Here is a 12,700-nt window from a genome sequence, read left to right as displayed (position 1 = left end):
CTGAGTGCGTGAAAGCGGCGAGTGCCCGAAAGGGAGAGAATGGAACGTGTTCGATGGTCCTGCGCTCGCCGAATGGCTTCCCGTTTCAGCGGCGGCTCTCGCTTTTCTGCTGATCGCGGCCGGCCTCGCCGGGTGGGTGGATGCCGTGGTCGGGGGCGGTGGGTTGATTCAACTGCCGGCCCTCGTGATTGCCGTGCCCGCCGACATCCCGACGCCGTATGTGCTCGGCACCAATAAGCTCTCGTCATTTTTCGGAACGCTGTCGGCGAGCTGGGTGTACTTGAGGCGGGTGCGCGTGCAGTTGCCGCTCCTGATTCCGCTGATCGTCGGCGCGTTCGCCGGTTCGGCCGTCGGGGCATCTTTGTCGCGCTTCGTTCCGCGCGAGGTGTTGACGCCCGTGGTGCTCGTGGCCGTGGTCGCCGTCGCCATCTATACGCTGCTCAAGCCGAAGATGGGCCTGCATCACGAGCCGAAACACACGGCCGCCGCGTCCATCGCGTGGCGTTCCGCGGCCATCGGCATGCTGGTGGGCTTCTATGACGGCTTGCTCGGGCCGGGAACCGGATCGTTCTTCGTCATCCTGCTCGTCGCCGTGCTCGGCTACGGCTTTCTGCAGGCCAGCGTCAACGCCAAGATCGCCAACCTGACCACGAACCTCGCCGCCCTCGCTGTCTATGGGACGCACGGCGAGATCCTGCTCGCCCTGGGTATCGCAATGGCCGCACTAAATATGGCTGGCGGCTTCATCGGCGCGCGGATGGCGACGCGCAACGGAAGCGGCTTCGTGCGCCGGGTTTTCCTCGTCGTTCTGTCGCTGCTCATCGTCAAGCTCGCGTGGGACACCGTGGTGCAGTTCACCTCGCTGTAGCGCGAGGGAGTAGAGCGGCGGGGCACGCCTTCCCGGGAACACCCCACCACTCGTAGACGCCCCCGAACCCCAATAACTTGGAGGCCAGCGCCACAGAGCGAGTTCTCCTCAGAGTCTTCGCATCTCTCACACTGTAGTGGTCTTCAACAGGCGTTGAGGAGCGGGTGGCCGAGCTGAGGGATCCGTGATGCAGATGTGATGTGGCGCTGCGTTAACCGGCTTGCTCGCGTTTGCCTCAACACGCACCCACCGTGCAGGCAATCTCGGACGGGCTCAAGAGATGAGGCACATTCGTGTACACATTTGGTGACGCATGCGCGGTATAGTGGGCCCATGTCCCTTCTCGAGCCGCCGACCGTGCACACAAGCCGTGAGGCGCGCGAGCTGCTCGGCAAGACCGTCGACTCGTTTCGGGCAAGCGATAATGCTCAGCCGCTGATTTTCGGATCGCACCGTAAACCCGAAGCTGTTGTCATCCCGTATGGCCTCTACCGCGAGATGCTTCCTCTGCTCGAAGACCTCGAGATTGCTCGCACCGCTCGCGCCCGCATCGACGCGGGCGACAGTGAGCCTCTCGCCGACATCGCCGCCCGTCTCGGCCTGCAGGTTCCTGGCGAGTGAGGCTGGGGCTTCGGGCGCTTCGAGGATTCGAAGCCGACCTGCACAAGCTGCCCACCCGGAAACTCCAGCTCGTCGTACTCGAGCTTCTCTCACATATTGCGGACGGGCGTCTGCAGGGCAGGCCGCTCGACAAGCGGGTGGGCATCGGCGATCTCAGCGATTGCCGAAAGGTCTACTTCGATGAGCGCCCGGACCACCCTCGGCCGAACTATCGCTTGGTTTATCGGCTGCTCCCCACCGAGGTCGACGCGATCACTGTCGAAGCCGTGTCAACGGGTGAGCGCTACAGCTTGGACGCCTACATCCGAGCGGTGAACAATCTCGAGCGTTCGTGAGCGATCGGTCCGGGCGGTTCTGGGCGAGGCGCTTGGCGTGAGGCAAGCGGAGCGCTGAAAGCTAGCGGCCCTGGCGCTTAGGGTAGGGCTTGGGCTGGCCCTTGACGATGGGGGCGCGACCGCGGCCCTTCGAGGCCTTGGCCTTGCCGCCAGCCTTCGGTGTGGGTGCCGGGGCTGCCGCAACGCGGGCGCGGGCCGGGCCGCGGAAAGCGAGCGCGGGGGCGGTGAGAGTCAGGGCGCCGTTCTCGTCCTCGACGACGAGTTTCTCGTCGAGCTCGGCCTCGAGGGACGCGACAGAGGCCTGGATGGTTGCTCGCGAAACGTGTTCGGCGTTGGCGGCGCGTGACCAGTCGCCCTCGTCGGCGACCGCGAGAAAGTGCCGGAGAGCGTTGGTGTCCATCTGCCCAGGGTAGCCGAGGCCGGGCGCGGGGCCGCTGTCGAAGCCGTCCGAGCGGCTCAGATCAGAGCACGTCCTCGATCATCTGGAACGTGCCATCCGGGTTTTCGAGCTGCATGTCGTGGTGCACGCGGGGCAGGCGGCGGATGTCCCAGCCCAGGCCTTCGAGCTCGGCGGCGAGTGTGTCGGGCAGGACGGCGGGGGAGTCATCCGACAGCACGATCGTCGAGGGAACCTCGGGTGCGGCGGGCGCGAGGGGGTGGAACGCGACATCCCGGAACACCCCGATCGCCATGCCCCGGTCGAACTCACGCTGGGCCCGGGCGATCGATTCCCGCACGGCGGGTTTGTAGAGGGCCTTCGCGGCGGCACTCTGGCGGGACTGTCGCAGCTGCGCGAAGCCGAGCGTCACGAGCGGCGCGGCCCAGAAGAGACGGCCGCGCAGACCGGTCGTCGGCAGCGTGAGGTGAAAACCGGGGTCGAGGTAGATGGCCCGCGCGGGGGCGAGCCGGCCGACCGCGCGCACGAGCACCGAGCCGCCGAGCGAATGCCCGACCACGCTGTCGAGGCCGTGCGGCAGGTTCTCGACCAGGTCGTCGGCCAGCTCGTCGAGGGCGTAACTGGGGGCGCGATCGCTGCTGCCGTGGCCGCGCAGATCGACGGTCGTCACGGTGTACCGGCCGGTCGCGGTCATCCGCTCGATCAGGGGTGCCCACGTGGCGCCGTTGCCGCCGAGGCCGTGCACGAGGGCGACGTGGCGAGGGCCTGTGCCCGTGGTCGAGGTGGTCAGGTGCATGGGGCCATTATGTCGCGGCGGCTGTGGAGCCGGCCGGGTTCACAGGAGTTCGACGCGCCCGCGGTAGGGGTCGAGCAACGGGTCGGACGGGTCGAGTTCGGTGACGAGCAGGTCGATGTCATCCAGGCCGAACCCGACCGCCAAGGCGCGCTGGCCGAGCTTTGACGAGGCGACGAGCAGCACTGTCTCGTCGCTGGCCCGGGCGAACGCCTGCTTGACCTGCGCTTCCTCCAGCGTGACCTCTGAGGTGCCGAGCTCGGGGTCGACCGCAGCCGACGAGAGGAAGAACCGGCGATAGAGAACGGATGCCGCGGCCTGACAGGCGATGGGCCCGACGAAGCTGTCGGTGCGCACCTCGGCCGTGCCGCCGACCAGGATGGCCGTGACATCCGGGTTCTGCCGCGCCGTGAGGAAGTTGTCATAGGAGTTCGTCGCCACCGTGAGTGGCCCGTTCTCGAGTCGTCGCCCCATGCCGCCCGCCGTCGTGGACGCGTCGATGGCTATGGCGCCGTCGCTCGGCAGCAGAGTGCGGGCCTTCTCGACGATGAGCGCCTTCTCGCGTGCCCCGGTAGCGGTGCGCTCGCGGAACGTGCGCGGCTGCAGCGTCGGAATCGCGCCTCCCCGCACGCGGCGCAGGAGCCCGAGGGCCTCGAGATCGGCGAGGTCGCGCCGGACCGTCATGGCCGAGACATCCAGCTCGGATGCCGCGGCCTCCAGCCGGATCTGCCCGTCACGTTCGAGGATCGCCGTGAGGTGGGCTCGACGTTCTTCGGCGCCGAGCGTTCCTGTGGTGGCCATGTTCTTCCTCTGCAGCGGATGCGCGGGGCGCGGTGTCGACGGCCGGGACCGTTCGTGTGATCCCCCACAGAATGACACACCGCGCGGAGGTTCCACAGCGCATGCCCGCGCCAGAGTGATTCAGCGGGACAAGCCACACTCCAGCTGATCCGCAGCGGCTAGCGCCAGAACGCCACGATGACGCAAACGGCGAAGAGGCCGAGGGAGCAGGAGATGAGGATGTTGTCGACGCTGGGCCTCGTTTTGAGGCGGCGGCCAGGGGTGGCGACCGCGCGGGCCGCTATCGCGTCGGCCTCCGAGACGGGACGGGTCTCGCGCCAGGAAGCCCAGCGCTCGACGCGGTCGTCGACGGCGTCGACAGCGGCTGCGATGGCGGCCCAGTCGGCGGGGTCGGTCGTGACGAGGTCACGGGGAGTCGAGAGGATCATCCAGTCGTCGACGATCTCGACGTCGAGGTCACGGACGTGGTCGATGAGACGCGCCATGACGTCGGGTGTGAAGAGGTAGAGGGCATCCGCTTCGTAACCTTGCGGGCAGAACAGCGCGAAGTGGCGGTCGAAGTCGCCCTCGAGGCTGAGGTGCTGCAGGTCGCGCGGGGCGCCCGCCGAGCTCATGCCCGGGCGGCGACCGCCCCGCGCGCGCAACATGATGTGGGGCAGCGGAGTGGGAAGCCGAAGCGCGCAGAATCCGCCGAACTGTGCGGCGAGGTTCTGCGAGTTGCCCTGGATCTCGTAGTCGGCGATCTCGATGCCGCGCTCCTCGCGGCTGCGCAGCACGCGGTGGAGGTTGAGCGAACCGCGTCGGCGCCACGGCATCTCCCGCTGTGCGGCCACGGGGCCGGCGAGGTAGTCGAACCCGTTGGCTTCAGCGAAGTTCGCCAGGCGAATGTGTGTCCGACGCATCGTGCGGCGCGCCCAGACCCGCACGGCCACTCGCACGAGGACGACGGCGAGCAGAGCCGTCATGACGACCATCGATGCGAGACCGATGGCGATCCGCGCGCCCTCCTCGTCGCCCTCGCCGAACGCCAGGATGGCGATGAGGCCCATCAGGGGCACGCCGGCGAGGCCGCCCAGAGCGCCGATCGTGGCCGTGAGTCGGCGCATGCGGCCGATGGTGTCGCGCATCTTGGGCTGCTCGGCGACGAGTTCGCGCCAGCGCCGCGTGCGTTCCTGCCGGGGGAGCGGAGTGGTCAGAGCGGTCGTGTCGAGCGGTTTCGGCAACGCACTCACGCGCCAGGGGGATGCGCCGGCGGGACGATCGAGGGACATGCCAGGGCCTTTCGGGCATCCGTGCGAAATGAGACGCCCTCAACAATATCCGCGGATCGGCGGCGGGACGGCGGGCGCTGTTCCGGTCGTCGGGTTGAGCAAGCCCGTTAGTGTGTCGGCATGGTGGCAGGCGAAGCAACGGTCGAGCATTGGTTGGCGGCGCACGGTGGGGTCGCCCGGAGCGAAGCCCTCGGGGCGGGCACGGCGAACGCCGTCGAGCGTGTGTGGCTGGCGGCCACGGAGATCCAGCCGGCGCGGTCGGTGGTGACCAAACGTGCCCCCGACGACGCGACGGCCCTGACCTATGAGCGCGCCCTTCTCGCCACGGAAGCGCTCGCCCTCGACGCGTTCGGGGCGGCGGGCCTTCCTGTTCCGAGCGTCCTGCATCGCGAGTTCGCCGCGGTCGAAACGAGCGACGAGACGGTCCTGGGTGGCCCGCCGCCCGGTCGAGTGCCGAACACGGATGTCCTGGCCCTCGTCCTCTCGCACGAACCGGGCGTTCCCCTCAGCGAGGTCGAGCATGCCTCAGAGCGACCGAGCCCCGCCGAGCACGGGACGCTCCTCGCGCGCTTGCATCTGGCCGGCACGGCGGCGAGGGCGTCCGAGCGCGACGAGCTCTCGCTGTTCGGCTACCCGTTTCGGGCGTCGACCAGATCGTCGAGCCTGCGCGAAACGTTCGGCAAGCTCATCCGCAACGTGGTCGCCGATGCCGAGCGTTGGCGGGTCGACCTCGGCGGCTTCGGCGGCCCCGCGCGGGACGGTGTGGGCAGCGAAACATCCGATGCCCTCGCCCTGGTCGACGAACTCGCCCTGTTCGCGGCTGCCTTCGACGAGGTGACCCAGCCGACCCTCGTCCACTTCGACCTCTGGCCGGGCAATCTGCTCGTCTCGGGCGGCCACTTCACCGCCGTCATCGACGCCGAACGTGCGCTCGTCGCCGACCCGACGGCCGACCTCGCCTCCGTCGCGCTGCTCGAGGACGTCGAGACCTGGGTGGCTGACAACGCCGCGTTCGTGAACGCCTATGAGAAGACGGCTGGCTGCCCCCTTCTGCCCGACGCCGCGGCCATCGCCCGCGCTCGCCTCTGGTCGATCTACCTCGGCCTCATCATGTTCATCGAGACCGTGCCGCGCGCCTACGAGGGTGATTGGGTCGAACCGCATCGCGAACGCGTCGCCGCCTGGATTTCGCTCAACCTCGAAGCGCTCCGAACAGGGGCTCGAGAGGGCCTGCCGGAATGACGTCGCCGAGCCACGGGGCCCGGTCAGGCCCGGCCCACTACTTCGGCAGCACCACCTTGTTCTGATACGCCCACACAACCGCCTGCAAACGCGAGCGCACGCCCAACTTCGGCAGGATGCGCGCCAGATGCGACTTCACGGTCGTTACCTCGACGGTGAGCGCCGCAGCGATCTCGTCGTTCGACATGCCCTGCGCCAGCAGTTGCAGAATCTCTCGTTCGCGCGGCGTGAGCTGGCCGGCCGCCTCGCTCGTCGTCGACACGGCCTGCAGCGTGCGGCGCCGCGTGAACTCTTGCAGCACGCGCCGCGTCACGGCCAGGTCGAGGGTGCCGTTTCCCGCTGCCACGTGCCGCACGGCGCGGATGATCTCGTCGGGTTCGGCATCCTTCAACAGAAAACCGGATGCCCCGGCCTCCAGTGCATTGAACACGTAGTCGTCGATGTCGAAGGTCGTCAGAATCAGCACGGGCACCGGATGGTCGGCGGTGAGCGCCGTGAGCGAGCGCGTGACGTCGATGCCCGTCTGGCCCGGCATCCGGATGTCGAGGCAGGCCACGTCGGGGCGCAATTCGAGGGCCAGCGCCAGCGCCTCGTCGCCGTCGGCGGCCGTCGCGACGACGTCGATATCGGGTTCGGCGGCGAGCAGCGCGGCGAGCCCGGCGCGGGCCAGCGGTTGATCGTCGGCGACGAGCACTCGGATCATGCGGGGTCCTTTCGGGAGTCGGCGGGCGGCTCCGAGGGGAGGATGAGACGCACGGTCCAGCCGTCGTCGGGGTCGGCGCCGGCGTCGAGGGTGCCGCCGACGAGGGCAGCTCGCTCGCGCATGCCAAGCAGGCCGAAACCCTCGCGCGTGGGCGTGGCCGGCGAGGCGGGCGGGGTGTTGCGCACGGTCACCACGAACAGGTCGGATGCGCTGCCGTCGAGCTCGACAGCGCAGGCGGCATCCGGGGCATGTCGGGCCGCGTTGGCCAGCGCCTCTTGCACCATGCGATAGGCGACCAGTTGCGCGAGCGGGCCGATGTCGCCGCCGCCACCCGAGACACGCAGGTCGACCTCGCGGCCGGTCGAGCGGGCGGTGTCGACGAGGGCGGGGATGGTCTCCAGCGTCTCGATGGCATCGGGGGCGTCGGCATCCCGGCGCAGCAGGCCCACGAGGCGGCGCAGGTCGTCGAGCAGCACGCGACTCTGCTCACGCACCTGCCGCACCTGGCGTTTCGCGAGCGCGGGGTCGGTGTCGATCTGTCGCTCGATGGCCGCCGACATGAGCGCGATGCTCGACACGTGGTGCGCCGCGATGTCGTGCAGTTCGCGAGCCATGCCGGTGCGTTCCTGGGCCACGGCGGCCTGCACGAGGGCGTCGCGTTCCCGCTGGATGGCTGCAGACTCGCCGGTGCGGGCGCGCTGGGCGTCGCGGCGGGCCGTGACCGCGAGCACGCCAACGGAGGGCAGTCCGACGATCGCGATGGCCTGCAGAATGGCGGCGCCGATCACGGTCGGCAGGGGCACCGCACTCGAGCCGACGATATCGCCGCCCTGCCCGACGGCGACGGAGAGGGCCGCGATCGGCAGCAGCACGCGCAACTCGCGGGCCGGCACGAGGAGCGCGGCACGCACAACCGCGACGAGCACGGCGGCATCGGTGATGTTGGCGATGCCCGTCGGCGCGAAGACTCCGACGAGCAAGGCGAGGGCTGCCGTCACGAGCAGCACCGAGCGCGGGTAGGGGCGGGCGAAGCACAGTGCGACGGCCTGCAGGACGAGGGCCGCGCCCGTCACCCACCACGAGACCGGGTCGACGACGACGAGATGGTCGGGCGCGAGCAGTTCGGGTGCGGCCGCGACGGCGGCAACCGTCGCGACGCCCGTGCCGAGCGCCACGAGGACATCCGTGACGCTCGGCCGACGCGGCGATGGGCTCATACCGCTATCTTCTCGGATTCGACGGCCGTGTGCCCGAAGGCCGGCGTCGTGCGCGGCAGGCCCAGGCGGCCGCGCGTGAGGATGATCGTGACGGTCGCGGCCACGGCCGCCCCGGCGAGCAGCACGTGCTGCAGCTGGTCGCCGCCCACGGTGGGGAACATCTCGGCCCAGAACACGGAAACCGTGTTGTTCAGGCTCACGTGGAACAGCATGACGATCGGCAGGCTCTGACCCGACCGGTTGAACAGCCACATGATGACGATGTTGAAGAGCGCGCTGAAGGCGATGAACTCGACCACGTTGAGCCACGTGACCGCGGGCCACGAACCCCATTCGGTGAAGAACAGCGGCACGTGCCACAGGCCCCACAGCGGTCCCAGGATGGCGGCGGCCCCGAGCGGCCCGAAACGCTCCTGCAGGGGCGGCAAGGCGAAGTCGCGCCAGCCCGGCTCCTCGGCGAGTCCCGTCGTGAGCATCTGCAACAGCAGCGCGGGCACGTAGAGACCCACGGCGAGGAGGCTCGGCGCGTGCACCTGCCCGCCCGAGGCGAGGGTTCCGAGCAGCAGCACGGCGGCGGGCACGGCGAAGAGCGCGACCAGATACCACCGCGGTGCCACACGCCAGCGCAGCAGCCGGCCGACCCACACGCGGAGCCCTGCTCGGCCGCCCGTAATCGATGTGACGATGAAGGCGGCGCCGAGCGGCCCGAGATAGGCGCCGAACAGCATGCCCGTGAACTGCGTCGTGCCGAGGATGCTGGGGAACGAGAAGTCGAGCACGCCGAGCCCGTTGTTCGACAGGATCCAGGGCGTCCACGCGATCCAGCTGAGGCCTAGGGCGAGCACGAAGAACGAGACGAGCGGATGCCGGCGGATCAGCCCGGCGATACCGCCCGGCGGGTTCGGGGTGGGGCGTTCTGTGGTGGTCATGCGCGGTTCCTTCCGAGGGGACGGATATCGAAGATTTGGGTCGTTATCGACACTAGGAAGACGCCGCCACGGGCTCGACGTCCGAACGGTCGAACTCTCAGACCTCATCCGAAAGGTGCAGGCGGGCCCGCGGAGGGGTGAGGTGGAGGGCGACGCATCCACATGATCGCGTGCTCAAACGAGCGACCTATAAAATCACGTGAGCGGAATCCATATAGTGAAGCCATGTCAAAGATGATGGAGCCCGCGCTGGCGGGACGAACGGCCGTGGTCACCGGGGGAGCGCGTGGTCTCGGCTATGCCATGGCCGAGGCGCTGGCCCACGAAGGCGCGGATGTCGTGCTGCTCGACCGGCTCGAGAACGTGGCCGACTCGGCCAGCAGGCTCGCCGAGAAGACCGGTGTGCGCACCCTCGGACTCGTGATGGACGTGACCGACGAGGCGTCGGTCGGGGCGGCCTTCGACACGATCGAGCGGGAGTTACGGCCCGCCGACGTGCTCGTGAACTCGGCCGGCATGACGCTGGGTTCCCCTCTGCTCGAGACGAGCACGGCCGACTGGGATCGCCTGTTCAGCGTCAACGTCACCGGAACGTTCCTCACATCGCGCGTCTTCGCGGCGCGCTACCTGGCGGCCCAAGAGGAAGCGGACGGCGGCGAGGCCACCATCGTGAACGTGTCGTCGATGTCGGCTTTCGCGGTCAACATCCCCCAGACCCAGGCGGCCTACAACACGTCGAAGGCGGCCGTCTCGATGTTCACGGCCTCGGCGGCGATCGAATGGCTTCCCCTCGGCATCCGCGTCAACGCCATCGCCCCGGGCTACTTTGCGAGCGATATGACGCGCGATTTCGTGGCCGAGAACCCCGAGATGGCGGCCACCTGGGTGTCGAAGATCCCCGCCGGGCGCATGGGCGAGCCGCACGAACTGGGCGATCTGGTCGTCTATCTGGCCAGCGAGCGGTCGGCCTACGTCGTGGGCCAGAGCTTCCGCATCGACGGAGGCTACACGGTCGTGTAGGCGGTCACGCACTACGATTTGTGCATGGCATCGTTCGCCCGGCCGGGCTCTCCCGTGCGGCTCGCCGCCGTCGACTTCGGCGGTTCGAGCGGGCGCGTGGTGGCGGGCGTGGTCGATGCCGACGGCATCCGCATCGAGGGCCTCGAACGCTTCGAGAACGTGCCGATGACGCTCGGCGGCGGCCTGCGCTGGAACGCCGACGACCTCTTCGACCGGGCCGCGCGCGCCGCCCGGCAGCTGCAGCACCGGGGTGGGGCCTTCGACGCGCTGGCCATCGATAGCTGGTCGACCGACTACGCCCTGATGGCCGACGGGCAGCTGCTCGAACAGCCCTTCCATCAGCGCGAACCGCGCACGCTCGACGCCATGCGCGAGGTGCACGAGACGGTGGGCACCTGGCCGCTCTATGAGCGCACGGGCCAATCGTCCCTGCCGATCATGACGCGCTATCAACTGGTGGCCGACCGCGACCGGGGAGCTCTGGAGCGCGCCGACGGCATGCTCATGCTGCCCGACTACTTCGCGCAACGCTTGTCGGGCAGTGCGGTGACCGAGCGCACCAACGCCACGACGACGGGCCTCGTCGAGGTGCAGACCGGCGATTGGGATGACGCGCTCATCCAAACGTTGCGCCTGCCGCGTGGCCTGTTCGCCGACATCGTCCCGGCAGGCACGGTGCTGGGGTCGCTACGCCGCGAGGTGTCGACGGCGACCGGTATCGACGCGTCCACACGGGTCGTCGCCGTGGCCTCTCACGACACGGCATCCGCCATCGCTGCCCTGCCGAGCGCGCACGACGACGTGGCCTACATCTCGCTCGGCACCTGGAGCCTGGTGGGCGTCGAGACCCCGGCGCCCGTCATCACGCGCGCCGCCATGCAGGCCGGTTTCACCAACGAGGGCGGCATCGACGACCGCAACCGATTCCTGCGCATCCTCCCGGGCATGTGGATTCTCAACCGATGCCTCGCCGAGCTGGGCGAACCGCTGCCGGGCTCGGGCCCCCGCTCATCCGAGCTGCTGCGGCGGGCCGCCGACCTCCCTCGCCCCGCCGCCCTCTTCGACCCCACCGACCCGGTGTTCATCGCTCCCGGTTCGATGCTCGAACGCCTGCGCCAGCACGCCGATCTGCCCGCCGACCCCGAACCCGCCCACCTGGTGCGGCTCGTCGTCGAAAGCCTGGCGGCCTGTTTCGCGCGCACGGCGCACGAGGCTGCCGAGCTGTCGGGCCGGTCGGTGCGCGAGATCCACATCGTCGGCGGCGGCTCGCAGAACACGCTTCTGTGTCGGCTCGTGGCCGACTATGCGGGGCTGCCCGTGCTGGCCGGCCCCGCCGAGGCCACCGCCCTGGGCAACCTGCTCGTTCAGGCGCGCGCCCTCGGCGCCATCGGGTCGGATGTCGGCGAGTTGCGGCAGCTCGTGCGCCGCGGGTTCGCGCCCGTCAGGTTCGAGCCGAGCGCCGTGCCGACGCCCTGACGGGCCCACTGCCCGTGGCGAGGCTGTCGTCGTCGAGCAGGCGCTGCGCGAGTGCCGCGTCGGTCACGAGCGACGTGACGATGCCCGAGCGCAGCGCGGCGGCCACCGCGGCCGTCTTGAGCGTGCCACCCGCCACGGCGATCACATCGGGGATGTCGCACAACTGAGCGGTATCGATGGCGATCGACCGGTCGGTCAGACCGTCGACCTCTCGCCCGTCCCGGTCGAGCAGCGTGGCGCAGATCTCGGCCTGGACGCCCCGGCCCAGCAGTTCGTCGAGCACCCCGATGCGGGCCGCGTTGTCATAGAGCTGCGAGTCGGGCGGGCTCCAGCTGCCGATGGCGACGACGGCCTTGGTGACCGACCCGAAGCGGCGCATGGTGTCTTTGATGCCCGGCTCGCGCCGGAGCGCCTCGGCCGTCACGGGTGTGTCGACCACGAGGGGCGCGAAGATGGCGTGCGCGCGGCCCCCGGCCACGCGGCTCACGCGGCGCATGACCTCGACGCCGTTCTCGGGCGTCGCCGCGGCCACCCCGGCGAGCTGCACGACCTCGCAGGCCGCGAGCCGGGTGAGGTGTGACGCCGTTGCCGTCAACGTGCGCCCGGCCGTGAGCCCCAAAACATCGCCATCGACCACGATCTCGGAAAGCAGCTCGGCGGCCGCGATGCCCAGGCGGTCTTGGATCGTTTCGGCGGCCTGGCCGGGCGTGATCACGGCGAGGGCGTGTGTGAGCCCGAAGCGGTCGCGCAGGCCGATCGAGAGGTCGAGGTCGACGCTGTCGAGCGGCTCGATGGTGATCTTGACGATGCCGTTCTCGAGCGCCGATTCGAGCATGCGCGCGATCTTGAACCGGGACACGGCCATCTCGTCGGCGATCTCGACGCGGCTCACGCCATCGATGTAGTGGCGTTTCGCCGCATAGGCGATGCGCACCCGCTCGTCGGGCCCCATGGTGTCCTCTTCCCCGCGGCCGTCGTCGGCCTCACGACATCATAGCGCGCTCAAATGAGCGAGGCTAACTCTCAT

At 69.4% G+C, this 12,700-nt stretch carries 14 protein-coding genes; 6 read left to right on the top strand and 8 right to left on the bottom strand.

The window, feature by feature from the left end; translation table 11 throughout:
- Positions 1-46 precede the first annotated feature (46 nt).
- From ALI44B_RS07785 to ALI44B_RS07775, 3 genes are all read left to right on the top strand, one after another.
- The gene (locus ALI44B_RS07785) at positions 47-868 is read left to right on the top strand and encodes a sulfite exporter TauE/SafE family protein (protein ID WP_077054183.1); all 822 of its coding nucleotides are present in this window, start codon (positions 47-49) and stop codon (positions 866-868) included.
- A 333-nt stretch (positions 869-1,201) separates the two neighbouring features.
- Positions 1,202-1,489, top strand: coding sequence for a type II toxin-antitoxin system Phd/YefM family antitoxin (locus ALI44B_RS07780; protein WP_077054182.1), 288 nt, complete (start codon positions 1,202-1,204; stop codon positions 1,487-1,489).
- The gene (locus tag ALI44B_RS07775; RefSeq protein ID WP_238592160.1) at positions 1,486-1,824 is read left to right on the top strand and encodes a sugar phosphate isomerase family; all 339 of its coding nucleotides are present in this window, start codon (positions 1,486-1,488) and stop codon (positions 1,822-1,824) included. The genes ALI44B_RS07780 and ALI44B_RS07775 overlap by 4 nt, the downstream gene beginning before the upstream one ends.
- A 61-nt stretch (positions 1,825-1,885) precedes the next feature.
- Here the strand turns inward: ALI44B_RS07775 and ALI44B_RS07770 are convergent, their stop codons facing one another.
- The 4 genes from ALI44B_RS07770 to ALI44B_RS07755 form a co-directional block, all read right to left on the bottom strand.
- Positions 1,886-2,224, bottom strand: coding sequence for a helix-turn-helix domain-containing protein (locus ALI44B_RS07770; RefSeq protein ID WP_077054181.1), 339 nt, complete (start codon positions 2,222-2,224; stop codon positions 1,886-1,888).
- A 61-nt stretch (positions 2,225-2,285) separates the two neighbouring features.
- A complete protein-coding gene (locus ALI44B_RS07765; RefSeq protein ID WP_077054180.1) occupies positions 2,286-3,017 on the bottom strand; it encodes an alpha/beta fold hydrolase in 732 nt (243 codons plus the stop codon).
- 39 nt (positions 3,018-3,056) lie between these two features.
- Entirely contained in the window at positions 3,057-3,815 is a 759-nt protein-coding gene (locus ALI44B_RS07760; RefSeq protein WP_077054179.1) for a DeoR/GlpR family DNA-binding transcription regulator, read from the bottom strand.
- A gap of 158 nt (positions 3,816-3,973) precedes the next feature.
- Positions 3,974-5,086, bottom strand: coding sequence for a hypothetical protein (locus ALI44B_RS07755; RefSeq protein WP_077054178.1), 1,113 nt, complete (start codon positions 5,084-5,086; stop codon positions 3,974-3,976).
- 120 nt (positions 5,087-5,206) lie between these two features.
- On the opposite strand from ALI44B_RS07755, the gene ALI44B_RS07750 reads away from it, so the two are divergent.
- A complete protein-coding gene (locus ALI44B_RS07750; RefSeq protein ID WP_083709738.1) occupies positions 5,207-6,328 on the top strand; it encodes a phosphotransferase family protein in 1,122 nt (373 codons plus the stop codon).
- 37 nt (positions 6,329-6,365) lie between these two features.
- On the opposite strand, the gene ALI44B_RS07745 is transcribed toward ALI44B_RS07750, so the two are convergent.
- From ALI44B_RS07745 to ALI44B_RS07735, 3 genes are read right to left on the bottom strand one after another with little or no spacing between them, the layout of a single operon-like run.
- On the bottom strand, positions 6,366-7,031 hold the full coding sequence (locus ALI44B_RS07745) for a response regulator (RefSeq protein WP_077054176.1): 666 nt from the start codon (positions 7,029-7,031) through the stop codon (positions 6,366-6,368).
- Positions 7,028-8,248, bottom strand: coding sequence for a sensor histidine kinase (locus tag ALI44B_RS07740; protein ID WP_077054175.1), 1,221 nt, complete (start codon positions 8,246-8,248; stop codon positions 7,028-7,030). The genes ALI44B_RS07745 and ALI44B_RS07740 overlap by 4 nt, the downstream gene beginning before the upstream one ends.
- Positions 8,245-9,177 carry a CPBP family intramembrane glutamic endopeptidase gene (locus tag ALI44B_RS07735; protein WP_077054174.1) on the bottom strand — a complete coding sequence of 311 codons (933 nt, stop codon included), beginning with the start codon at positions 9,175-9,177 and terminating at the stop codon, positions 8,245-8,247. The genes ALI44B_RS07740 and ALI44B_RS07735 overlap by 4 nt, the downstream gene beginning before the upstream one ends.
- A 225-nt stretch (positions 9,178-9,402) precedes the next feature.
- Here ALI44B_RS07735 and ALI44B_RS07730 point away from each other — a divergent pair, with 225 nt between their 5' ends.
- Positions 9,403-10,197: an SDR family NAD(P)-dependent oxidoreductase gene (locus ALI44B_RS07730; protein ID WP_077054173.1), complete on the top strand. Its 795-nt coding sequence runs from the start codon at positions 9,403-9,405 to the stop codon at positions 10,195-10,197.
- 24 nt (positions 10,198-10,221) lie between these two features.
- The gene (locus ALI44B_RS07725; RefSeq protein WP_077054172.1) at positions 10,222-11,673 is read left to right on the top strand and encodes a rhamnulokinase; all 1,452 of its coding nucleotides are present in this window, start codon (positions 10,222-10,224) and stop codon (positions 11,671-11,673) included.
- On the opposite strand, the gene ALI44B_RS07720 is transcribed toward ALI44B_RS07725, so the two are convergent.
- Positions 11,639-12,625, bottom strand: a complete 987-nt coding sequence (locus tag ALI44B_RS07720; RefSeq protein ID WP_077054171.1) for a sugar-binding transcriptional regulator — start codon at positions 12,623-12,625, stop codon at positions 11,639-11,641. The two genes, ALI44B_RS07725 and ALI44B_RS07720, sit on opposite strands and share 35 nt — an antisense overlap.
- Positions 12,626-12,700: the final 75 nt, after the last annotated feature.

The sequence above is a fragment of the Leifsonia sp. ALI-44-B genome (genome assembly GCF_001984125.1).
GTDB lineage: Bacteria > Actinomycetota > Actinomycetes > Actinomycetales > Microbacteriaceae > Okibacterium.
Note: the sequence above shows the minus strand (reverse complement) of the source record. Positions and strands in the feature narration are given on the sequence as shown.

Excerpts from the sequence above, each read along its gene's own strand:
- ALI44B_RS07780 (WP_077054182.1), top strand. The coding sequence starts at position 1,202 with ATGTCCCTTCTCGAGCCGCCGACCGTGCACACAAGCCGTGAGGCGCGC.
- ALI44B_RS07770 (WP_077054181.1), bottom strand. The coding sequence starts at position 2,224 with ATGGACACCAACGCTCTCCGGCACTTTCTCGCGGTCGCCGACGAGGGC.
- ALI44B_RS07765 (WP_077054180.1), bottom strand. The coding sequence starts at position 3,017 with ATGCACCTGACCACCTCGACCACGGGCACAGGCCCTCGCCACGTCGCC.
- ALI44B_RS07760 (WP_077054179.1), bottom strand. The coding sequence starts at position 3,815 with ATGGCCACCACAGGAACGCTCGGCGCCGAAGAACGTCGAGCCCACCTC.
- ALI44B_RS07755 (WP_077054178.1), bottom strand. The coding sequence starts at position 5,086 with ATGTCCCTCGATCGTCCCGCCGGCGCATCCCCCTGGCGCGTGAGTGCG.
- ALI44B_RS07750 (WP_083709738.1), top strand. The coding sequence starts at position 5,207 with ATGGTGGCAGGCGAAGCAACGGTCGAGCATTGGTTGGCGGCGCACGGT.
- ALI44B_RS07745 (WP_077054176.1), bottom strand. The coding sequence starts at position 7,031 with ATGATCCGAGTGCTCGTCGCCGACGATCAACCGCTGGCCCGCGCCGGG.
- ALI44B_RS07740 (WP_077054175.1), bottom strand. The coding sequence starts at position 8,248 with ATGAGCCCATCGCCGCGTCGGCCGAGCGTCACGGATGTCCTCGTGGCG.
- ALI44B_RS07735 (WP_077054174.1), bottom strand. The coding sequence starts at position 9,177 with ATGACCACCACAGAACGCCCCACCCCGAACCCGCCGGGCGGTATCGCC.
- ALI44B_RS07730 (WP_077054173.1), top strand. The coding sequence starts at position 9,403 with ATGTCAAAGATGATGGAGCCCGCGCTGGCGGGACGAACGGCCGTGGTC.
- ALI44B_RS07725 (WP_077054172.1), top strand. The coding sequence starts at position 10,222 with ATGGCATCGTTCGCCCGGCCGGGCTCTCCCGTGCGGCTCGCCGCCGTC.
- ALI44B_RS07720 (WP_077054171.1), bottom strand. The coding sequence starts at position 12,625 with ATGGGGCCCGACGAGCGGGTGCGCATCGCCTATGCGGCGAAACGCCAC.